We start from the raw sequence: 21,654 nt of genomic DNA on the forward strand, positions 1-21,654 counted from the left end.
TCAGGCCGCAGCCGATATTCCTGACGCCGACTTCATCGCGTCGCGGGGCAGGGTGACGCGCACGACGGTGCCGACCTCCAGCTTTGAGCGCAGCCGCATCGAGCCGCCATGAAGCTGCGCCAGCGAGCGGGCGATCGCCAGCCCCAGTCCCGAGCCGTGATAGGTCTTGGTGAGCTGGCTCTCGACCTGCTCGAAGGGGCGGCCGAGCCGCGCCAGCGAATGCGGCGCGATGCCGATACCGGTGTCGGCGATCATCAGCACGATCCTGTCGTCGAGCTGCCGGCTGCGCACCACGATACGTCCGCCGTCGGGCGTGAACTTCACGGCGTTGGAGAGCAAATTGACGATGATCTGCTTGGTGGCGCGGCGGTCGGCGACGACGGAGATGGATTTCGCGATGTCGGCGTCGAGCGTCAGGTGCTTGTCCTGTGCCCGGCCGGTGACGACCCGCAGGGATTCCGCCAGCGTCTGCGCCAGGTCGAGCTCTTCCATGTCGAGCTTCATGCGGCCGGCCTCGATCTTGGACATGTCGAGGATGTCGTTGATGACTTCGAGCAGGTAATGCCCGCTGGTTAGGATGTCGTGGCAGTATTCCTGGTACTTCTCCGAGCCGAGCTCGCCGAACATGCCCGAGCCCATGATCTCGGAGAAGCCGATGATCGCGTTCAGCGGCGTGCGCAGCTCGTGGCTCATATTGGCGAGGAATTTCGACTTGGTCTGGTTGGCTTCCTCGGCGCGGGTCTTCTCGCGCTGATATTTCTCGGCGAGATCGGCCAGTTCGCCCGCCTGGCGCTCCAGGGCTGCCTGCGAGCGCTTGAGGTCGATGACGGTGGCGCGCAGGCGTAGATCGTTGTCGACCAGCTTCTGCTCGTGCTCCTTGATGCGGGTGATGTCGGTGCCGACCGAGACGTAGCCGCCGTCCTTGGTGCGGCGCTCGCTGATGTGCAGCCAGCTGCCGTCGTCGAGCTGCGCCTCGAAGGTACGCGCGCCCGGGCCCTGGCTCGCAGTCTCGTTGTGCCGGGTGCGGACTTCGGGCATGCGGCCGACCTCGAGCACCGTCTCGTAGGAGGTGCCGGGGATGACGGCGGAGTCGGGCAGCTTGTGCAGGCGCTGGAAGTGCGAATTGCAGAGCACCAGGCGGTCGCTCGCATCCCACAGCACGAAGGCTTCCGGAATGGTCTCGATCGCGTCGCGCAGGCGCAAATCGGCTTCCACGGTCCGCTCGGCGAGGCTCTTCTGCTCGGTGATGTCGACGGCGATCCCGATCAGGTGAACGCTGGAGTCGGTCGCGCCGCTGGTCTTTTCGCAGCGGACGCGCAGCCAGATCCAGTGGCCGTCGACATGCTGCATGCGGAAGGTCTGGTCGATGTGGTCGATCTTCTCGGAGATGAGCTGGTCGGCGATCTCGAACAGATCGATGTCGTCGGACTTCACCAGCGCGTTGACCTCGCCGAAGGTGAGGAGCTCGTTGCGGCCGTCGAGGCCGAGCATCGAAAACATTGACTGCGACCAGAAGATGCGGCCGCGCGACAGGTCCCAGTCCCACAGCCCGCAGCGGCCGCGGTTGAGCGCGGTGTCGATGCGGCCGCGCACGGCGTCGTTGATCAGGTCGCCCTCGCGCGCACGGGTGGACTGCCAGTGGAAGGCGAAGCCGAGGATCAGGACCACGAAGCCGGTGGTGGCCGACAGCGTCACCGACAGCGCGGCGTCCGAGCCCCAGATCGGCTCGTTGCGCTCCTGGATCACGGTGACGAAGCCGGGCAGCGACTTGATCTGCCGCGAGGTCGCCATTGCAGCGTTGCCGTTCGGCAGCGTCATGTCGGAGATGCTGCCGTCGCGCGGGGGCGCCGCCAGCAGTTGCGCCGTCGTGATTGCGTCGAGCAGGCGGTCGTTGCCCGAGGGATCGCTGTCGACCGGGATGCGGGCGAGGATGCGGCGGTCGAGTCCGGCCGAGGTGACGATGACGTGGCGGCCCGAGGCGGTGCCCCAGGATGGAATGAGATCGGGCAGCAGCGCCGGCAGGCTCTCGATGTTCTTCAGCCGCTCCTGTCGCGCGGAGGTCAGGCGGTCGATACGCTCGGCGAGCAGGTCGGCGAGCGCCGAGATGTCGTGGCGGATCACCAGCCGCTTCTGGCGTGTCTGGTCGACGACCTGCACGAATGCGCCAAGACAGATCGTGATCAGGAACGCGATGATGAGCGTCGGCACGGCGCGGCGCAGCGCAGGCTCCGCGATCAGGAGCCGATGATAGGCAGGTTTCGCGATCGATTGCGCCAATCCTTTGATCGAATCGGATTGGACGCACGCGTTCGCGGCGTCTGCACGCGACATGCCTAAAGCCCCCTGGAAACCTGCTTGCAACTTGAGTTCGGAAGCAGCCCCACATCGCTTCCGAATCATGGTCGATTTGAATCCAGATTTGGCGGGCTGTCGAGAGTCAACGAATCGTTAACGCGAATTTATTCTTATCCAACGCGCAGTTTGTGCGTCGCGCGTCCGCAAACTTACGTGCGCGGCGAGTCCGAAACGGGAACGTGTGACTCCTCGCACATTCTCTGTCACGCGCGCGGCGGTTCGGCGTGACTGATGACGCGCTTCACGCTCGGGAACGCGCGCCGCAACGCGCGCTCGATCGCATCGACATGCTCGTGCACCCTGATCACGCTCATCGACGGCTCGGCACGGCAGTGGAAGTTGACGATCTCGCCGGCTTCGGTGTTGCGGACGCGGACATTGTGGATGTCGTGGATCTCGCCGCCGGCGGCATATTCCGTCAGGGCGGCCGCAATGACCCGCACCCGTTCCGGTTCGGCGTCGACCCCGAACGGCAGTTCCGGTTCGAGCGGCTCGATGTGGACGTCGACCTCGACGTCCGCGCCGAACTCTTCCTGGATGTTGCGTTCCAGGGTGTTGGCTATGTCATGGGCGGCATCGAGCTGCATCCCGGCGTCGACCTCGAGGTCGATGCTGACGATCAGCTTGGCGCCGAGGTCGTGCACCGTGACGTGGTGGATGGCGAGGCCCGAATTGTGGGAGATGACCATGATGCGGTCGCGCACGGTCTCGTTGTCGCGCGCCACGGGGACTGCGGTGAAGGTGAGGTCGGTATCGCCGAACGCCTTCTCGACGGCTGCTTGCGCGCTGCGCTTGATGTCCTCGACCCGGTCGATGGGGTAAGTCCGCGGCACCTTTGCGATCGTGTCGATAAATGTGGTGGCCCCGACCATGCGCACGCGGAGCCGCTCGACGTCGATCACACCCGGTACGCTGCGGATCGCGGCCGTGGCCGTCTCATGCGCGCCTTCCGGAGCGCGGTCCACCAGCGTCTGCACGGTCGTGCCGGCCATGCGCAGGCCGAGCAGGGCGATCATGACGGCCACCGCGGCGGCGGCCGCCGCGTCGCCCCACCAGAAGCCGAGGCCGGCGAGGATCAGGCCCACGATCACGGCGAACGAGCCCATCACGTCGGAGGCGAAATGCAGCGCATCGGCGGCGAGCGCCTGGCTCCTGGTCTCCCGCGCGGCACGGTGCAGGGCGCGGGCGCGCCACAGATTGACGGCGATGTCGATCACCAGCACCACGAACGGCACGGCCGAAATGGTCGGCGGCGCGGTTCCCTCGCGCAGCCGGCTGTAGGACTCCACCAGGATGCCGCCGGCGAGCACATAGAGAAGGGCGGTGACGCCCAGCGCCGAGACGCTTTCGAGCTTGCCGTGGCCGTAATGATGCTCCTCATCCGCCGGCTTGTCGGATACCCGCACCACCGCCCAGGTGATGATGGTCGCGACCAGGTCGATCGACGAATGCAGCGCCTCCGAGATCAGCGCCAGCGAGCCGATCGCGATCCCGACCGCGAACTTGGCCGCCGCCATGCCGCCACTGGCGAAGATCGAGATCGCTGCGACCGAGGTCTTGTTATGTTGGGAGCTCATGGCGGGGGATTTAGCAGCCTGTGACTGAACATCAAGCGACGATCCACAGGCGTAGACGCTAGTGAGTTGCAGGAGCGATGCCCCCCCTGGTTTTGTAGGGTGGGCAAAGGCGCGGAGCGCCGTGCCCACCATCTTTCGGGGACGCTGACACATTGTGGGCACGCTTCGCTTTGCCCACCCTACGAGACCGAGGTCTTTGGCCCCTCGAATGTTAAGGCAGCGTCACGACGATCTTGCCGAGATGCTTGTTGGCCTCCATGTGCTCGAACGCCTTATCGATGTCGTCGAAAGCGAACACCTTGTCGATCGGCAGCTGCAGTTTTCGTGACTCGACCGCGCCCCAGATGTCCTTCTTGACCTCGTCGAAGATCTCACGGATCTCCGCGATGGTGCGGGTGCGGAAGGTGACGCCGACATAGTCGATGCGGCGCGCCGCGTGCAGGTCGAAGTTGAAATCGGCATGGGTGCCGCCGAGCCGGCCGACATTGACAATGCGGCCTTTTACCTTCGTCGCGGCGAGGTTCTGGCTCGCGACCTTGCCCGAGACCTGGTCCACGATGAGGTCGACACCTTCGCCGTTCGTCGCCTTCAGCACCTCGTCGACCCATGTGGGGTCGGAGGAATCGACCGCGAGGTCGGCGCCATACTCCTTCATTCGGCCGCGGCGAGCCGCATCGGTCGAGGAGCCAATCACCAGCCTGGCGCCCTTGAGTTTCGCGATCTGCATCGCCATCAGGCCGACGCCGGAGCTTGCGCCCTGGATCAGGACGGCTTGCCCGGGCTGCACGCCGCCGATGGTGACGACGGCGTTGTGCATGGTCGCGAGTGCGACGGGCAGGGTGGCGGCTTCCTCGAAGTTCATGTTCGAGGGCGCGCGGAACAGCCGGCCGTGATCGGCCAGCGTGTATTCGGCAAACGCCGCGCCGCCCGAACCCATGATGCGGTCGCCGACCTTGACGCCTTTGGCATCCGGTCCAAGCGCGGCGACCTCGCCGGCCCATTCCATGCCGAGCACGGTCCCAGCACCGCCGGCCGCGCCATGGGCGTGGCCCTTGCGCATGCCGGTGTCGGCGCGATTGAGGCCACAGGCGCGGACGCGGACCAGCACCTGCGTGCCTTCAGGCCTTGGTTGAGCGACGTCGGAAATCGTAGCGCCACCAGGGCCGTAGACATAAGCCTTCATGAATTGCTCTCGCTTCTTGCAGTGATTATTCCGCGGCCTGCGCTGTCGGATGAACGATCATGCCTTCGAGCCGGCTGCGGATGATCGCCTCCGCTTCGCGCACGATGCGGGAGATCAGTTCGGCGCAGGTCGGGATGTCCTGGATCAGGCCCTGGACCTGGCCCGCCGACCAGATGCCTTCGTCCGAGTTGCCGGTCGCGTAGACCATCTTGCCGCGGGCGCCCGCGACAAGCTCGCGGATGTCCTCGAACTTGGCGCCTTCCTTCTCCATCGCAACGACCTTGTTCGAGATCTCGTTCCTGGCGACGCGGGAGGTGTTGCGCATGGTGCGGAAGATCAGCTCGGTCTCGCGCTCGTCATTGGCGACGATCTTCTCCTTGATGAGCTGATGAATGGGGCTCTCTTTCGTCGCCATAAAGCGGGTGCCCATGTTGATGCCTTCCGCGCCCAGCGCCAGTGCGGCGACGAGGCCGCGGGCGTCGGCAAAGCCGCCGGAGGCGATCATCGGGATCTTGATCTTGTTGGCGGCGGCCGGGATCAGGATCAGGCCGGGGGTGTCGTCCTCGCCGGGATGGCCGGCGCATTCGAACCCGTCGATCGAGATGGCGTCGACGCCCATGCGCTCGGCCGAAAGCCCGTGACGGACGCTGGTGCATTTGTGCACGACCTTGACGCCGTGCTTCCTGAACTCGTCGACATGCTCCTGCGGCTTGTTGCCGGCGGTCTCGACCACCATGATGCCGCTCTCGATGATGGCGGCGCGATATTCGGCATAAGGCGGCGGCTTGATCGCGGGCAGGATGGTGAGGTTGACGCCAAACGGCTTGTCGGTGAGATCGCGGCAGCGGGCGATCTCCTTCCGGAGATCCTCCGGCGTGGGCTGGGTCAGCGCCGTGATGAAGCCGAGCGCTCCGGCATTGGCGACGGCGGCGACCAGCTCGGCGCGCCCGACCCATTGCATGCCGCCCTGGACGATCGGGTGCTCGACACCGATGAGCTTGGTGAACCGTGTCTGCAGCATGATGCGTTTCCCCCGCCTGCATGGCAGGCTCAGTTATCGGTTGATGGCGGCAGGATGCCGCCAGGGTCGGGAAATGTCTATTGCGCCGGCGTGCGATGGGGGCGGGGCGAGCATGCGGGAGGCGAGGGGATTCCGCGGGGCGGATAATTGGGACGAGCCGCGGCGTGACGGCGCAGGCTTTTCCCTCAAACGCCGTTGTCATGCCCCGGCTTGACCGGGGCATCCAGTACGCCGCGGCGTCCCGGCTCTAGCCTCGCTGTCTCTGGAATACTGGATTGCCTGCTTTCGCGGGCAATGACACTGAGTATGGAGCGAAGAACTACTCCGTCGACAGCCGCACCATCTGGCGGCCGCCGTTCATTTCCTTGAGGCTGTTGACGAAGTTTTCGGGGCGCTGCCAGCGGTAGGGGACCTTCAATCCCATGTACTCGGCGATGTCGCCGATGAAGCCGGTGCAATTGGTGGTCTCGGCGTTCCAGACCGGCGAACTCGCCTGCAATTTCTTGATATAGGCAAACACGCGCTTCGCGTCGGCTTCGTTCAGATAGACGCGGTAGTTCGCGGTCAAATAGTCCGGGTCGAGATCGCCGTAGCTCGCGCCGGTCTCCGCCGGCACCCAGGTGAGGTGACCGAGCACATAGGCCCAGGTGTCGCCGGCGGGCGTGAGCCCTGCCACCTCGACGGCGCGCTCGCTGGTCTTGCCGTACCAGACGAACGCGTGGCCCCAGCTCGCGGCCGTGCGGGCGCGGAAATCGACGTAGTACGGACCTTTCTCCGCGCGCGCGACTGCGCGCCGCGTCGTTTGCGGCGCCGGCCGTGATGCGGTCTCGGTCGTGGCAAGCGCGTTTGCCTCAGCAACGCGCTTGTTCGCTTCGTGGGCGGAGGCCGAGGGTGTCGTGCACGCGAGCATGGCCGCGAGCGCGAATCCCGCAAGGATGCAGGGTCCCGATCGATCAGGTTTGTTCGTCACGCTACGCCCCTCGACTGTCGGCCACTCACGCAGAGTCAACGCTTGCTTCTGCGCGTATTTCGCTGCGCGTCAGTAGCGCGCCGCGACGGGGCCGGGCGCCTTGCCGATCGGGGCCTTTCCAACCGGGCTCTTGCCAATCGGCATCTTGCCGATCGGCGCCTGCTCGGAATAGACGGGAACGGGCTGGCGGCGCGGCAGATCCGCAGCATTCGCAACCGTCACCAGAGCAAGCGTAGCACCCACGACAAATACAATCTTCTTCACAGTCATACCCCTAGAAGGTTTGGTCCAAACACGGCACCGCCGTGCCCCCAGACACGCCTCACAGAAGGGCGGCCGAATGCGACCACAGTGCGGCATCCGCGCGACATGTTGGCGGCATCTGCCGGGCGCGCCGAAATGTGATGTGTCTGAATGTTTCGCCCTCGCGCCGCTCGTTCGCTCAGTGATCGGCGCTGAGGCGGAAATGCATCTCGATCTTCGCCGGTGAGGGGTCGCCCGCCACGCGCCAGGGTGAAAAGCCAGGGGTGGGATCAGGATCGGAGGGGAGATCGATCGGCCAGCTCTGCGTCGGCGAACCCGGAAGCGTCAGGCTAACGGCGCGATGACGCGTTTTGTACGACAACGACGTGGAGGCAATGATCGCTTTGCGCTCGCCTTCATGCGCGCGCCAGTTCGGAGGCAAATCGGCATTGGCATTCCCGGTCGCTTCCTCGACCTCGATGTGCACATCCTCCGCCTTGTCCGGCAGCGTCATGCCAGCGGGAAGGCGAAACTCGATGTGGAGCGTCATGTAGCCGTGACTGAGATAGGGCGAGCGGATGAGTTCGTACCAGCCCCAATAGCCAAGGATTGCCGCGATGAGTAGAACAGTGAGAGCAAAGGGTGCGGAGAGCCGCGTGGTGCGGTGAGGCGTGGTGTCGGAGGTTTCCGCGGGCGGCTGTGGCGTTGCATTCCGGACCAGGCCGAAGCGCACGAACAGCCAGATGCCGGCGATCAGGCCAACCACACCGCCGATCGGACCGATGTCGAAGAAGGCGCCCATGGCGATGCCGCCATCGCGGTCTGGCCCGGCCAGCGCGATCACCAGTGCGGCAAGGGCGAACCAGCCGGCGAGCGCGCCGAGCAGGGCGGAGAGGAGGCCGAGGATCAAGCGCATGTCCGGATTGGTCGCGCGGATGGGGATCGCGGTTCGAACCATCCCGCGGGATTGATGGCCTTCACCCGATCCGGTTGAGGCTGTTCCGGATCGTCGAGAAGATGCCGCCGATGTCTTTTCGCAAGCCGTCGAGCGCGTTGAAATTGTCGAAGATGCGGGCGATGCGGTCTTCGACCTCGCGCTTGCTCTTGGTCAGCGCGTCGACGCGCGAGGCGAGGGTGACGTCGCCGCTCGCCTCAATCTCGCCGACGGTTTTGGCGAGGAGATCGCGCGTGGTACCGACGTCCGCGATCATGGCTTCGATTCCGAATACGGGCGCCTTCAGCGGGACGAGGTCAGCCTGCGACTTCGACAGCTCCGCCTTGAAGGCGTTCAGCGTCGCCAGCGTTTCCTGTAACGCGCCGAGGCGCTGGCGCGACTGGAGCACAAAATCGTTCAGCGCATTCTGGCGGTCGACAAGCGTCTTGCCCTCGGCGTCGGTCTCGACACCGGCGAGCGAGCGCTCGAGCTGGGCCTGGCGCTGGCCGAGCTCTTCGAAATCGAGCCCGATGCTTTTTAGGATGTGGAAGCTGTCGTCGATGCGGGCCAGGCGCTGCTCGATCTCGATCTTGTTCTTCGACAGGGTCTCGACGCGGGCGCCGAGAGGGGCTTCGCCGCCGGTTTCGAGCTCGTCGACGCTCTTGGCGAGGCGCTCATGACCGAGGCTCAGCTCGCCGATCAAGGCATTGAGGCCGGCGTCCGACGCGCGCAACGGCACCAGCTCGGCGTGGGACTTCGCCAGATCTTCCTTGTACTGGTTCAGGGTTGCAAAGGTGTCCTGGACCCTGCCGACCCGCGACAGCAGCGTCGATACATCGCGCGCGATATCCTTCAGCCGGTCGGCGAGGTTGTTCTTGCGGTCGTCGGTCTCGAGGTCGTGCAGCGAGCGTTCGAGCTGATTCTGGCGGTCGCGGATTTCGGTGAAAACCGGCTCGACCGCGCGGCGCTGCTCGGCGACCTTGCCGACCATGTCGCGCAGTTCCTGCTGGCGGCGGCGGATTTCGGCGAGCTGGTCGTGCATGTCGGTGGATTCGTTGCGGCCGCGCTGCAGCAGGGCCCGCTGCTCGGTCTCGCCCAGCTTGTCGTGCAGGGCGGAGACGGCCTCCCGGGGATCGCTCTCGATCAGGTGCTGGACGGTGGCATCGAGGTGGTTCTGCAGGGCGTGGGCGACGACGACATCCTCGCGGGTCTTCTTGAGGCGGTCGCGCAATGTGTCGAGGCGCCGGTCCTGGCGCGAGAGCCGCCAGGCGGAGGCGCCGATCAATGCCAGCGCCAGGGCCAGGATCGCGCCGGTCGCAATGCGCTGCGGGACAGGCAGGCCTCCGAACCAGGCAGGCAGGTGGCCGATATCGTAACCGAGCGCCTGCTGGGCGAAGATCGCAATGGCAGTGAGCAGAACAAACCAGGCAACCAGGAAAAACAGCCACATCGTGACTTCCTCACGCCGGCACACATTATCGCCATAATTGCTATTGGAGAGCGGAACCGAGATCAAGGGCGGCGGAGGCTTGCCGGACAGGTCCAGGCGCACGATCCACGGCTGAATGCGTCAGCCGATCGGTGGAGCGCGGGTGTGGAAGTTGCCGGGTTTTCCTCCGCGGGGGGCGCTGGCTCCCTCCGCCGTCATTCCGGGACCCGCGCAGCGCGAGCCCGGAATCCGTTGAACTGCAGTCTCTACCGCCCAATGGATTCCGGGCTCGGCGCTGCCCGCGCCCCGGAACGACAGAGTGCCCTACAGCCGAAACTCGTTGGTCAGCTCGCCGATGCCCTCGATCGCGACGGTTACCGTGTTCACCGGCTCTTTCATCACGCCGACGCCGACCGAGGTGCCGACGGCAATGAGGTCCCCGGGGAGCAGGGTCATGTCATGGGAGATCCTGCTGACCAGCTCCTGCGCGGTGAAGATCATGTCCGATATCGGATAGTTCTGCCGCTCCGCGCCGTTGAGGATGGTGCGCACCACCAGCTTTGCCGGATCGAGACCGGTGGCGATGACGGGGCCGAACGGGCCGTAATCGTCGATGCCCTTGGCCCGTGCCCATTGCGGGAAAGTGGGATCGCTGGTCAGGATGTCGTTGGCGGTGATGTCGTTGACGCAGGTGTAGCCGAAGATGAAGCCGTCCGCTTCCGCCGGCGACACCCGGGCGCAGGTCTTGCCGATGACGATGCCGAGCTCGCCTTCATAGGTGGTCTTGCCGTCGTAATAAGAGGGACGGCGGATCACTGCGCCTGGCGTCGTGATGCTGGTGGTGGCCTTCAGGAGGTAGAGCGGCTCCGGCGGCTCGGGCTGGTTGAGCTTGGCCGCGAGCGCGTGAAAATTGTTCCAGAGCGCGACGATCTTGCTGGGCACGCAGGGCGCGAGCAGTTCGACCTCCGACAGCGCCAGCGTTTTGCCGGTGGCTGCATGGCGGCCGAACATGTCGCCCTCATGCACGCTGATGCCCGACGAATTCAGCGTGCCGAAGCCGGTCGTACCGCTCTTGCGGAAGCGGAGCCAATGTTTGATCTCGCCAGCCATCACGCCACCGCCAGTGCGCGCGGATCCGATGGCGTCGAGATGCCGTCGTAGAGACCGGCGATGCGGGCGCGCTGGGTCACCATCGCCAGCACGGAATCGAGCGCGGGGGTGGCGACGCCGGTGAGGCGGCCCATCTCCTGCACGACGGTGACGAGCGGGTCGATCTCCATCGGGCGGCCCCGCTCGAGATCCTGGAGCATCGAGGTCTTGTGCGCGCCGACCTTGCGGGCGCCTTCGATGCGGCGCTCGACGTCGACGCGGAATTTGACGCCGAACGTCTCGGCGATGCCTTGCGTCTCCATCATGATCGCGCGCGACAGCGCGCGAGTGGCCGGATCGGTGCAGATCACGTCGAGTGTTGCATGGGTGAGTGCGCTGATCGGGTTGAAGCAGACATTGCCCCACAACTTGAGCCAGATCTCGTCGCGAATGCGGTCGAGCACCGGCGCTTTCAGCCCGGCTGCGACGAAGAGATCGGCGAGGCGTTGCACGTCCGGGGTGGTCTCGCCGGAGGGCTCCCCGAGCGGAAAGTTGTTGCCGTAGACGTGACGGATCACGCCGGGCGCCTCGATCTCGGTGGCGGGATAGACGATGCAGCCGATGGCGCGCTCGGCGCCGATTTCGCGCCACTGCCGTCCGCCGGGGTCGATGCTCTCCAGCGTCGAATTCTCGTATTGGCCGCCATGCTTGTAGAAGTACCAATAGGGGATGCCGTTGACGGCAGTGACGATGCGGGTGTGGGGGCCGAGCAGCGGCTGCATCGTCTCGATCACGCCGGTGATCGAGTGCGCCTTCAGCGTGATGATGATGTAGTCCTGCACGCCGAGCTCGGCCGGATCGTCGGTGCAGCGCGGATGCACGGTGTACTGCTCCTCGCCCGCGAGCAGCGTCAGGCCGTGCTCGCGCATCGCGGCAAGGTGCGCGCCGCGTGCGACCAGGCTGACGTCGGCGCCCGCGCGCGCGAGCTGAACGCCGAGGTATCCGCCGATTGCTCCGGCGCCGTAGATGCAGATCTTCATGGAATCCTCGCGAAGCAGCGGAAGCCGGATTTCGGGACGAAAGATCCGGTCCGGCTCGGAAGGCTCCGAGCCGGGTCCGGTAGTCGCAGGGGAAGTGAGGCGCTTTAAGCTGCTTGCGGCGTGCCGTTGATCGCTTCGTCCATGAAGGACGCGATGTCACGCATGCTGATGACCGAGACGAGGCTGTAATCGTCGATGACGGGCAGGTGCCGGATGTGATTCCGGTTCATGAGATGGCGGACGTGCTCGATCGTGTCGCTCGACGTGCAGGATACGAGCTGCTGCACCGAGACGAGCTGCGAGACCTTGACGTTGACGGCATTGGCGCCGTGCTCGGCGACGGCGCGCACGACGTCGCGCTCGGTGAACATGCCGACCGCGGTATTGCCCTCGGAGCGGACCACGTCCTTCACCACCAGTGCGCTGATATTGTTGGCGCGCATCAGCTTGGCGGCGATACCCACGGTTTCGTTCATTCGCACCGTGACAACGCGCGGTGTCTTCTTGCGCAGAATGTCTCCGACCAGCATTGCAACCTCCTTGGGTGAATGATGAAGCAAGTGTGGTATACATAATGCCAATCGTCAAGCACTCGATTTGGCTCATCCGAAAAATCTTGCGGCAGCAATGCTGACGTTTGCCGTAAGCCAAAAAGAAAGGGGCGCATCGCTGCGCCCCTGTCTCACCCGTGCAAGATGCGTGTTCGTTATGCCGTCTCGGTCTTGGCGTTCCCCGTCGCGGCGTTGGCGCTCTCGGCTTCCTTGCCGAGGATGAAGGAGCGGCGCATCGGCTTGATCACGAATAGCGCCATCAGCGCCGCCGTCGCGTTCAGTGCCACCGCGACCACGAACACGGCCTTCCAGCCATACGTGGCCGAGATCACGCTGGCGAGCGGAACGAGCAGGGACGCCGTTCCCTTCGCCGTGTAGAGCATGCCGTTATTGGTGGTTGCGAACTTCGAGCCGAAGGTGTCGCCGCAGGTCGCCGGGAATAACGAGTAGATCTCGCCGAACACGCCGAAATAGACCGCGGTGGCGAGCACGAAGACGACCGGCACGTGGCCATAGGCCGACAGCGTCAGCAGCATCAGCGCGGCGGTGCCGAAGGCGATGAACATAGTGTGCTCGCGGCCGATCGTGTCGGAGACGAAGCCGAAGAAGGGCCGTCCGAAACCGTCGAAGATGCGGTCGAGCGAGATCGCGAACGTCAATGCCGCCATCTGGAAGCCGGCGAGCGTGACCGGCGTGTCGGCGATCTTGAAGTCGTGCGCGATCGGGGCGATCTGCGCCGCGGTCATCAGGCCGCCGGAGGCGACCATGACGAAAACGAGATACATCACCCAGAAAATAGGGGCGCGCAGCACCTGGGGCGGGGTGAAGTCGATCTTGGTCTGCGGCAGATTGAGCTGCTTCTTCTTCGGCGGGATCGAAATCCGCGGCGGCTGGATGAAGAAGGCGAGCACGAAGACGATGACGCCCTGGCCGATGCCGAAGGTGAGGAAGGCGTGCTGATAACCGCTCGTTGCGATCATGGCGGCGATCGGCACGACGGTGAGTGCAGCGCCTGCGCCGAAACCGGCGGCAGTCGCACCGGCCGCAAGGCCCCGGCGATCGGGAAACCATTTCAGCGCGTTGCCGACGCAGGTGCCGTACACCGCGCCCGCGCCCATGCCGCCGATGATCGCGGCCGCGTAGAGCAAGGTGAGGCTATCGGCATAGGAGTTGAGAATCCACGACAGCGCGATCATGACGCCGCCGAACATGATGACGATGCGCGGGCCGTATTTGTCGACGAACCAGGCCTCGATCGGCACCAGCCAGGTTTCGGTGACGACGAAGATGGTGAAAGCGAGCTGGATCGCGGCGCGTCCCCAATGGTGCGCGTGATCGATCGGATCGACGAACAGCGTCCAGCCGTATTGCAGGTTGGCGATCATCGCCATGCAGACGATGCCCATGACCAGCTGGAGCCAACGGAAACCTGTGCGAAGAGGCGCGGCTGTGACAGCGCCATCGGTGCTGGAAATCATCAAAAACCTCCCGAGCGCCTGTCTGGTTCGGCACCGGTCACAAGATGACCTGATGTCGCAATATTGTGGCTTATCGTCGCAAGCGCGATCGCGAGCTTGGTATACCATATTCCAGATTGCAAGCCTTATCTTGGCGGGCCGGCGACAAAATGCGAGTTCCGTTTGCAGCACGGCGGGATCGCGGAAGCTTCGCGCAAAACGAAAACGCCCGGCCGCGAGGCCGGGTGTCTTGCGCGAGAAGGGCTTTTAGAGGGCGTCAGACGGTCGATTGCGCGACCACGACCTTGCGCCAGGGCTTGAGCACTGCGATCGCCAGCGCCGAGGCCAGGATGTTGGCGCCGGCCGCGATGATGAACACGTTGTCCCAACTGCCCGACGACTGCTGCATGTAATTGCCGATCGGGACCAGCAGCGCGGCCGTCCCCTTCGCGGTGTAGAGCAGGCCGGCATTGGTAGTCGCGAACTTGGCGCCGAACGTATCGGTACAGGTCGAGGGGAACAACGAGTAGATCTCACCCCAGGCGAAGAACACGAAGCCCGAGAGCAGCACGAACCAGAGCGGGTCGTGGCCCCAGAGGTAGAGCATCCAGATGCCGATACCTTCCATCCCGAAAGCGATGAACATCGTGTTCTCGCGGCCGATCATGTCGGAGATCCAGCCGAAGAACGGACGCGTCAGGCCGTTGAGCACGCGGTCGATCGTGGCCGCGAAGGTCACAGCGGTCATCGTCACCGCCATCAACGTGACCGGCACGTTGTCGATCTTCCAGTCGGCCGCGATCGGCTTCAGATTGGCCGTCACCATCAGGCCGCCGGCGCCGACGATCACGAACATGAAGTACATCAGCCAGAAGATCGGCTGACGCAGCACTTCGGTCGGCTGATAGTTGCGGCGGCTCTGTTGCAGATTGGCGTTCGCCACCACGCTGGGCACCTGGCCTGCCTTCGGCGCCAGCAGGAAGAAGGCGAGAATGCAGATGATGATGCCTTGTCCGAGGCCGAAATAGAGGAAGGTGGTCTGGAAACCGCTGTCCTTGATCATGGCCTGGATCGGCGCGACGGTCAGCGCGGAGCCTGCACCGAAGCCCGCGGCGGTGATGCCCGCGGCAAGACCGCGCTTGTCCGGAAACCACTTCAAGGCGTTGCCGACGCAGGTGCCGTAGACGCCGCCGGCGCCGATGCCTGCGATGATCATGCCGAGATAATAGCCGTTGAGCGTGGTCGCCTCCGCGTTGATCGCCCAGCCGGCGGCACAGAGCACGCCGCCGACCAGCACCACGATGCGCGGACCGTATTTGTCGACGAACCATCCTTCGATCGGCACGAGCCAGGTCTCGAACAGCACGAACAGTGTAAAGGCCCATTGGATCGACGCGCGATCCCAGCCGAATTTCTTCTGGATGTCGGGGACGAAGAACGTCCAGCCATATTGATAGTTGGCGATCATCACCATCGCCGCGACGCCAACCGCCAATTGCGTCCAGCGATACGTGTCGCTAACGCGCGCGGCTGTCGGGGCGGTTGCTTGCACCATGTCCGTCATAAAGCCTCCCGTGGCGCCTCTCATTTTTCTGCGAGCGCTGGAACGGCATTCTTGTATGCATTATGCCAAGCTTCAAGCGCTGGTCCGGTCACCGTGCGCAAATGCCGCAGCACCTTGCCCGGTGGCGGCTGTGACTCAGGACAGCACAAGTAGAAATGGCCCCGTCATCCGGGGCCATTCATCAAAAGTCGTATGCGAACCGATTTAAAACCGTGCCGCTGCGCGGCGGCGCGGGAGGCTGCCCGGCTTACAGGCCGAAGCGCGGCAGGTCGCCATTGTGATTCGAGATCTCGGCGCTCGCCATCAGGAGGCGGTCGATCGTGGCCATCAAGCGGGCGAACAGCGAGGATGAGGGCGCGAGAGCGACGGAAGCGGTCTTGGACATCGAAAATCCCTTTCTTGAGACGGTCAGTGCTGCTGTCTCATTTCGAAGGGCAATCTATGTATACCAGATGCCAATGTCTATGCATGCCATTGCATAGCAGCATTTAGCTCTTCGCATTGCAGCATAATAATCCGTTAAATGGGCCGATTTGAGCGGGGATATGCCCAAACCCCGCCGAAACTGAACCATTTGACCGTCGATGTCCAAAAACGGAGCCTTGGCAGCGGCACACGAAGCCGCTAGTGGTCTGCCCCCTTCCAATCATCTGTCAGAGTGGTTCATGTCGAGCGCCTCGCCCGCCGTCTCGATCGGCATCGATTTTGGGACCAGCAACACGGTCGTGGCCCTTGCGGCGGACGACCGCCGGGTCGAGGCCATCCGCTTCGACCATGGCGGACAGCGCCACAGTGTCTTCGTATCGGCGCTGTGTTTCTGGGAGGACCGGCCGGGAGCCGGCGCCCAGGCCGAAGGCGGCCCGTGGGCGATCGAGCAGTTCCTGGAAGGACGGCATGTCTACCGCTTCCTCCAGTCGTTCAAGACCTTCGCCGCGAGCTCCAGCTTCAACACCACCCAGGTGTTCCGGCAGCGCTACAAGTTCGAGGACATTTTGGCGGCGTTCCTGCGGACGCTGGCGCGCCATGGCGGCGATAAATTCGGCTTCGAGACGTCCACCATCACGGTCGGTCGCCCCGTCCGCTTCGCCGGCGGCAATCCTGACGAGGCGCTCGCGATGCAGCGCTACCGGGCCGCGTTCGAGCGCCTTGGCGCCGGCCACGCGCGCTATGTCTACGAACCCGTGGGCGCAGCGTTCTCCTTCGCTCGCCGCCTGGAGCGGGATGCGACCGTGCTGGTTGCGGATTTCGGGGGCGGTACCAGCGATTTCTCCGTGATGCGGTTCTCGCGTGCCGGCGGCGCCTTGCGCGCCGAGCCGCTCGGCCATGCCGGCATCGGGATTGCGGGCGACACGTTCGATTACCGCATCGTCGATCACGTCGTCTCGCCGCGGCTGGGCAAGGGCTCGAGCTTCCGCTCGTTCGACAAGGTGCTGCCGATCCCCACCGGCCACTACACCAATCTCGCGCGCTGGCATCAGCTTGCGATGATGAAGAGCAACGGCGACCTGCGCGAACTCCGGGAGCTTGCGCGCACCGCGGTGAAGCCGGCTCTGCTCGAGGATTTCATCACCATCGTCGATCTCGACCTCGGCTTTTCGTTGTACCGCGCGGTATCCGACGCCAAGGTCGCGCTGTCGGCGCAGGATCAGGTGGAGTTCCGCTTCAAAGGCGGCGGGGTCGACATTGGCTCGACCATCACGCGGAAGAATTTCGAAGCCTGGATTGCCGACGATATCGCGAGGCTCGGGGCCACCGTCGACAAGGTGCTTGGCGAAGCCGGCATCACCGCGCGCGAGATCGAAAAGGTATTTCTGACCGGCGGCACGTCCTTCGTGCCGGCCGTTCGAAAACTGTTCGCCGAGCGGTTCGGCAACGAACGGCTGATGTCGGGCGATCAGTTCGAGTCGATCGCCTACGGCCTTGCTTTGATCGGACACAGCCCGGACCCCGACCGCTGGACCGCAAGCGGCGGGATTGCGCCGAAGGCAGGGGCGTAGGCTCGCTGAGATGACACTCGATCGCTGGTCCCGTTCGTGAGCTGGCCATCGCATTTGGCGACCATTTCGGCGGCCCATCCTTCGAGACGCCCGCCTTTGGCGGGCCCTCAGGATGAGGTCGGAGTATGTGGCCGCAGTCTCGACGAGCACTGTTGCCGCTAGCCTCATTCTGAGGAGACCGCGGAGCGGTCGTCTCGAAGGACGAGGCGCTCGCTCTACCTCAGACGCTATTGCTTGATCTCAGGCTCGACGAGCTTCGCCAGATTGCGCAGCGATTCCTGCCAGCCGAGATAACAAGCCTCCGGCGGGATGACGTCGGGGATGCCGGCCTGCGTGATATCCAGCTCAGTGCCGACGGATACCTTCTTCAGGATCACGGTGACCTGGATTTCGCCGGGCAGATTGGGGTCGTCGAACCTGTCGGTGTAGCGGAGACGTTCGCCGGGAACGAGCTCGAGATATTCGCCGCCGAAGGCGTGGCTGTTGCCCGTCGTGAAGTTACGGAACGACATCTTGAACGTGCCCCCGACCTTCGGCTCGAAATGATGGACCGTGCAGGTGAAGCCGTTCGGCGGAAGCCATTTCGCCAGCGCATCCGCCTCCAGGAAGGCGCGATAGACTTTCTCCGGGCTGGTCGTCAAAACGCGGTGCAGGCGGACAGTGCTGGGCATGATCATCTTCCTCATGAATCGCCGGGCTCGACGTCAGCGTCTATTGCCCATTCATGTCTAGATGACGGATCAGATACCGCCGATCCGACAGGGCGTCTCGATTTTTTTGATGGATGATTGGCAGACTGCCGCCACGTCGTGCGGCGTCATGGTGAATGCGAGATTGTAGCCGGGGATCGTCGGATTGTTCCGCCCGCCTGCGGCTGATGCGCCGACGGCGAAAGCTGGCCGGCGATCACGCGCTCGACTGCATCGGTCGCACTTATTGATCGAGTCGAATCTGCGCGGTTTTGACGATGTCCTGCCAGCGCGCGATCTCTTCGGTCATCCGTCGCTTGAGCGGTTCGGGGCCTCGCTGGTCCGGCGGTGGCAGGATCAAGCCTACCAGTTCGAGCCGTCTCCGCACGCCGTCATCGTCGAGCGCTGCGCGAAGCGCATCCGAGAACCGGTCGCGAATGGCGTCAGGCGCGCCTTTCGGCAGGTAGAACGCGAACCAGCTCGATGCGACAAACTGTGGAAGCCCTGCTTCCCTGGCCGTCGGTGTCTCCGGCAATTGCGGAACCCGCGCTGCGGCCGAAACGGTCAGGAAACGCAGATTGTTGTCACCCAGGAAGGGAAGAACGTCGCCCAACAATCCACAACTGAAGTCGCTGCGGCCGGCGATCAGGTCGGTCATCGCCAGTGCTGATCCCCGATATGGCACCTCGACCGGCTTGAATCCGATCACGGAGGTGAACAGCAGACAGCTGATGTGGCTGATCGAACCGACACCCGCATGGGCCAAGGTGAGGTCCGGGCCGCGCGCCTTGGCGATCGCGATGAACGACGCCATGCTGTCCGCGCCAAGGTCGCGGCGAGCGACGACGAGGATCGGCGTTTCCGCGACCAGGCCAATCGGCGTGAAATCAACCAGCGGGTCGTAACGCAGATTCGGATACAGCGCGACCGATGCCGCATGCGTCCCGACGTGACCGCTGACGAGCGTATAACCGTCGGGCGCGCTTTTTGCGACGCGCGCTGAGCCGGTCGTGCCGCCCGCCCCGGCGATGTTCTCGACAATGATCGGCTGCCCGAGTTTTCGCGACATGTGTTCGGACACGATCCGGCTCATCACGTCATTCGGGCCGCCAGCCGCGAACGGGACGATCAACGTGATCGGCCGTGATGGGAAGGGCGACTCGGCATGTGCCGCATTCAACATTGACAGCATCGCAGCTGCGAGGAGGGCCGTATGCTTGCGTTTCAGAATCATATGGCCTCACTCCGCATCAGGGGCGTCGTCTTGCGCAGCACTGGCCGGTCGATCGGCACAGGCCGCGAGGACACGATCGACCTCACGGGCGGACAGGCCGATGTATCGAGCCGGGTCCGCAGCCGCCTCGATCTCATGCAGGGCGATGTGGGCCGTCACGGCCGGATCGCGCGAAAGGCTCTGGGCCAATGTCAGGCCCGAAGCGATCGCGTGCGTGCATGCCGCGCTCACCATCTCGTGCGCATGATGGCGCCCGACGTATGGAGCCAGCGCCATCATGACGGCCTCGGCGGCGATGAGACCCTGTGTCCGCCCGAGATTGGCCTGCATCGCATCGGGTCTGACGACCAGTCCGCCGCAGAGGCGAACAGCGTTGTCCAAGGCCCGGGAGACCAGTACGAATGCTTCCGGCAGCAGCGACCATTCGGCCTGCCACGGTCCCGTCGCCCGTTCATGGTCGTGGACCGAAGCGTCGAGCATGGCGCTCGCGAGCCGGCGCAACGACAGTCCGGTGCTGAGAATCTGCTCACAGATGATTGGGTTGCGCTTGTGCGGCATGGTGCTGGAGGCGCCGTGGCCCTGGCCGCCTGGCTCCAGCACTTCGCCGACCTCAGTCTGCGCCATCAACACGACATCGGTCGCGATCTTGCTCAAGGTCGCGGAGATCAGCCCAAGCAGGCAAACCGTCTCGGCCAAACTATCGCGCGCGGCGTGCCATGCCACCAGAGGTTCGCCGAGTTCGAGTTCGCTGGCCAACGCAGCGCGCACGCTGTCGCCATTGTCGCCGAGTGATGCGAAAGTGCCGACCGCACCGCCGAACTGGACCTGGAGGACTCTTGGTTTGAGTTCGGCGAGACGTTGCCTGTGGCGCAGCAGGCCCGACAGCCAGACGGAAACCTTGAATCCGAAGGTGATCGGAATCGCGTGTTGAAGTTTCGTCCTGCCGACCATGGGCGTATCGCGGTGGGTACGGGCCAGATCCGCAAGCGTCGATATCAGGCGCTCCAGATCGCGGTGGATGAGCTCGAGCGCGTCGCGGATCTGCACCACGAGCGCGGTGTCCATGATGTCCTGACTCGTGGCGCCCCAATGGACGAATTCGCCATGGGGGTTGCCGGTGAGTCGGATCAACTGCTCGACCAGATTCACGACCGGCAAACCAGCGCGCAAAGTTCCCGCCGCCAATTCGTCGAGGTCGAGTAGTTCAGCACGTGCAGCGGAGGCGATCGCAGCAGCAGCCTCGGCAGGAATCACACCGAGCTGCGCTTGAACCTTCGCCAGCGCGACCTCGACCAGAAGCATGGACTCAAGCGAATTGCGCTCACCGAAAATGGTGCGCATCGGGGCGGTGCTGAAAATATCGGCGAGGTGGCGGCTGCTGAAGACCGTTCCGGGCTCGAAACTCAGCATGGCCGTATCGCGATCATGGATGAGCGAACGCGCGCGCGTTCAAACCAGTCGGCAAGCCTCAATCCGAGCTCATGAATGCCGACTCTTACCTTGCGGGCGCATGGCGACGTCCGAGTAAAAAATAGCCGCATCGGTCGGTATCGGTCCCTCCGTCGTCGCGCTCCATTGCGCGCCGTACGGCTTGGCATCGATCAAGCCTAGATTACCCCCTCGTTTTGTAAAAATGCATTATTGCGATACATGCGTTCTGAATTGGAGAACGCGTCGAGCGCCCCCATGAATTCGGATATTGCAAACCGTGATCGGGTTGGGTTGCAGATCGTCGCCGAGAAAATCAGAGCCGCTACGAAAGCTTCATCGGGCGCGATCTGGTCTCCGTGCGGCGGAGCCGACGCATGTGGCGCTCGGCAGCCCTCCCAGAGCAGCTGGCGCCGAACGATGAGTGCTCGGCAGCGTGGCGTCATGTCCCTAGCCGGGCTCCCGGGGCGTTAAATTCGGTCAAGCCTTGCAAATGGTGAGGATGAGGTATACGTTGAGGCTGTTCGTTCAGCCGCTGTGCCTTGTTGAATGCGCCCGCGGGCTCCTTTTCCATAGACATCGACGAATAGAATTTGTTCTGCGTGACGATCACGCGGAACCTGCGCGTATGCGCTTTGGAGAAGAAAATGACGACAGGTACTGTGAAGTGGTTTAACGGCCAGAAGGGCTTTGGATTCATTCAGCCGAACGACGGCGGCAACGATGTGTTCGTTCACATCAGCGCGGTCGAGCGGGCTGGTCTTGCAGGTCTCGCTGAAGGCCAAAAGGTCAACTTCGAGCTCAAGACCGACAAGATGCGGGGCAAGGTCAGCGCTGAGAATCTCTCGCTGGCCTAAAGCCTTGGTGCCGTTTCACGGATGTACTGAAACGGC

19 protein-coding genes are annotated in these 21,654 nt (G+C 64.1%); 2 read left to right on the top strand and 17 right to left on the bottom strand.

Going from position 1 to position 21,654, the window contains the following annotated elements:
- The 14 genes from ABIB91_RS18995 to ABIB91_RS19060 form a co-directional block, all read right to left on the bottom strand.
- Positions 1–2,331 (bottom strand): PAS domain-containing sensor histidine kinase, encoded by a 2,331-nt coding sequence (locus tag ABIB91_RS18995; protein ID WP_354164402.1) that lies wholly within the window; start codon positions 2,329–2,331, stop codon positions 1–3.
- Between the two features lie 227 nt (positions 2,332–2,558).
- Positions 2,559–3,932, bottom strand: a complete 1,374-nt coding sequence (locus ABIB91_RS19000; protein ID WP_354164405.1) for a cation-efflux pump — start codon at positions 3,930–3,932, stop codon at positions 2,559–2,561.
- A gap of 211 nt (positions 3,933–4,143) precedes the next feature.
- Positions 4,144–5,115, bottom strand: coding sequence for a quinone oxidoreductase family protein (locus ABIB91_RS19005; protein ID WP_354164408.1), 972 nt, complete (start codon positions 5,113–5,115; stop codon positions 4,144–4,146).
- 25 nt (positions 5,116–5,140) lie between these two features.
- Positions 5,141–6,136 carry an NAD(P)H-dependent flavin oxidoreductase gene (locus tag ABIB91_RS19010; protein ID WP_354164411.1) on the bottom strand — a complete coding sequence of 332 codons (996 nt, stop codon included), beginning with the start codon at positions 6,134–6,136 and terminating at the stop codon, positions 5,141–5,143.
- 319 nt (positions 6,137–6,455) lie between these two features.
- Entirely contained in the window at positions 6,456–7,106 is a 651-nt protein-coding gene (locus ABIB91_RS19015; RefSeq protein ID WP_354164415.1) for a hypothetical protein, read from the bottom strand.
- Positions 7,107–7,175: 69 nt separating this feature from the next.
- A complete protein-coding gene (locus tag ABIB91_RS19020) occupies positions 7,176–7,376 on the bottom strand; it encodes a hypothetical protein (RefSeq protein ID WP_007608336.1) in 201 nt (66 codons plus the stop codon).
- 172 nt (positions 7,377–7,548) lie between these two features.
- Positions 7,549–8,265, bottom strand: coding sequence for a hypothetical protein (locus tag ABIB91_RS19025; protein ID WP_354164715.1), 717 nt, complete (start codon positions 8,263–8,265; stop codon positions 7,549–7,551).
- 61 nt (positions 8,266–8,326) lie between these two features.
- Complete coding sequence (locus ABIB91_RS19030) at positions 8,327–9,733, bottom strand: coiled-coil domain-containing protein (RefSeq protein ID WP_354164418.1); 1,407 nt, start codon at positions 9,731–9,733, stop codon at positions 8,327–8,329.
- Between the two features lie 303 nt (positions 9,734–10,036).
- The gene (locus tag ABIB91_RS19035) at positions 10,037–10,822 is read right to left on the bottom strand and encodes a fumarylacetoacetate hydrolase family protein (protein WP_354164421.1); all 786 of its coding nucleotides are present in this window, start codon (positions 10,820–10,822) and stop codon (positions 10,037–10,039) included.
- A complete protein-coding gene (locus tag ABIB91_RS19040; protein WP_354164424.1) occupies positions 10,822–11,841 on the bottom strand; it encodes a 2-dehydropantoate 2-reductase in 1,020 nt (339 codons plus the stop codon). Before ABIB91_RS19040 ends, ABIB91_RS19035 begins: the two co-directional genes overlap by 1 nt.
- Positions 11,842–11,945: 104 nt before the next feature.
- On the bottom strand, positions 11,946–12,371 hold the full coding sequence (locus ABIB91_RS19045; RefSeq protein WP_007593342.1) for a CBS domain-containing protein: 426 nt from the start codon (positions 12,369–12,371) through the stop codon (positions 11,946–11,948).
- A 176-nt stretch (positions 12,372–12,547) separates the two neighbouring features.
- On the bottom strand, positions 12,548–13,870 hold the full coding sequence (gene oxlT, locus ABIB91_RS19050; protein WP_007593337.1) for an oxalate/formate MFS antiporter: 1,323 nt from the start codon (positions 13,868–13,870) through the stop codon (positions 12,548–12,550).
- Positions 13,871–14,126: 256 nt separating this feature from the next.
- Positions 14,127–15,413 carry an oxalate/formate MFS antiporter gene (gene oxlT, locus ABIB91_RS19055; protein WP_007593335.1) on the bottom strand — a complete coding sequence of 429 codons (1,287 nt, stop codon included), beginning with the start codon at positions 15,411–15,413 and terminating at the stop codon, positions 14,127–14,129.
- Between the two features lie 247 nt (positions 15,414–15,660).
- On the bottom strand, positions 15,661–15,798 hold the full coding sequence (locus tag ABIB91_RS19060) for a hypothetical protein (protein ID WP_007593333.1): 138 nt from the start codon (positions 15,796–15,798) through the stop codon (positions 15,661–15,663).
- 280 nt (positions 15,799–16,078) lie between these two features.
- Here ABIB91_RS19060 and ABIB91_RS19065 point away from each other — a divergent pair, with 280 nt between their 5' ends.
- A complete protein-coding gene (locus ABIB91_RS19065) occupies positions 16,079–17,410 on the top strand; it encodes an Hsp70 family protein (RefSeq protein WP_035995042.1) in 1,332 nt (443 codons plus the stop codon).
- 227 nt (positions 17,411–17,637) lie between these two features.
- Here the strand turns inward: ABIB91_RS19065 and ABIB91_RS19070 are convergent, their stop codons facing one another.
- The 3 genes from ABIB91_RS19070 to pcaB all read right to left on the bottom strand — a co-directional run bounded on the left by ABIB91_RS19070 (position 17,638) and on the right by pcaB (position 20,743).
- Positions 17,638–18,081, bottom strand: a complete 444-nt coding sequence (locus ABIB91_RS19070; protein WP_007593330.1) for an SRPBCC family protein — start codon at positions 18,079–18,081, stop codon at positions 17,638–17,640.
- Between the two features lie 262 nt (positions 18,082–18,343).
- Positions 18,344–19,282, bottom strand: coding sequence for a tripartite tricarboxylate transporter substrate-binding protein (locus ABIB91_RS19075; RefSeq protein WP_354164432.1), 939 nt, complete (start codon positions 19,280–19,282; stop codon positions 18,344–18,346).
- Between the two features lie 57 nt (positions 19,283–19,339).
- On the bottom strand, positions 19,340–20,743 hold the full coding sequence (pcaB, locus tag ABIB91_RS19080; protein ID WP_354164435.1) for a 3-carboxy-cis,cis-muconate cycloisomerase: 1,404 nt from the start codon (positions 20,741–20,743) through the stop codon (positions 19,340–19,342).
- Between the two features lie 665 nt (positions 20,744–21,408).
- Here pcaB and ABIB91_RS19085 point away from each other — a divergent pair.
- Positions 21,409–21,618, top strand: a complete 210-nt coding sequence (locus ABIB91_RS19085) for a cold-shock protein (RefSeq protein ID WP_007593324.1) — start codon at positions 21,409–21,411, stop codon at positions 21,616–21,618.
- The last annotated feature ends 36 nt before the right edge of the window (positions 21,619–21,654 follow it).

The sequence above is a fragment of the Bradyrhizobium sp. JR4.3 genome, assembly GCF_040547695.1.
Classification (GTDB): Bacteria; Pseudomonadota; Alphaproteobacteria; order Rhizobiales; family Xanthobacteraceae; genus Bradyrhizobium; species Bradyrhizobium canariense.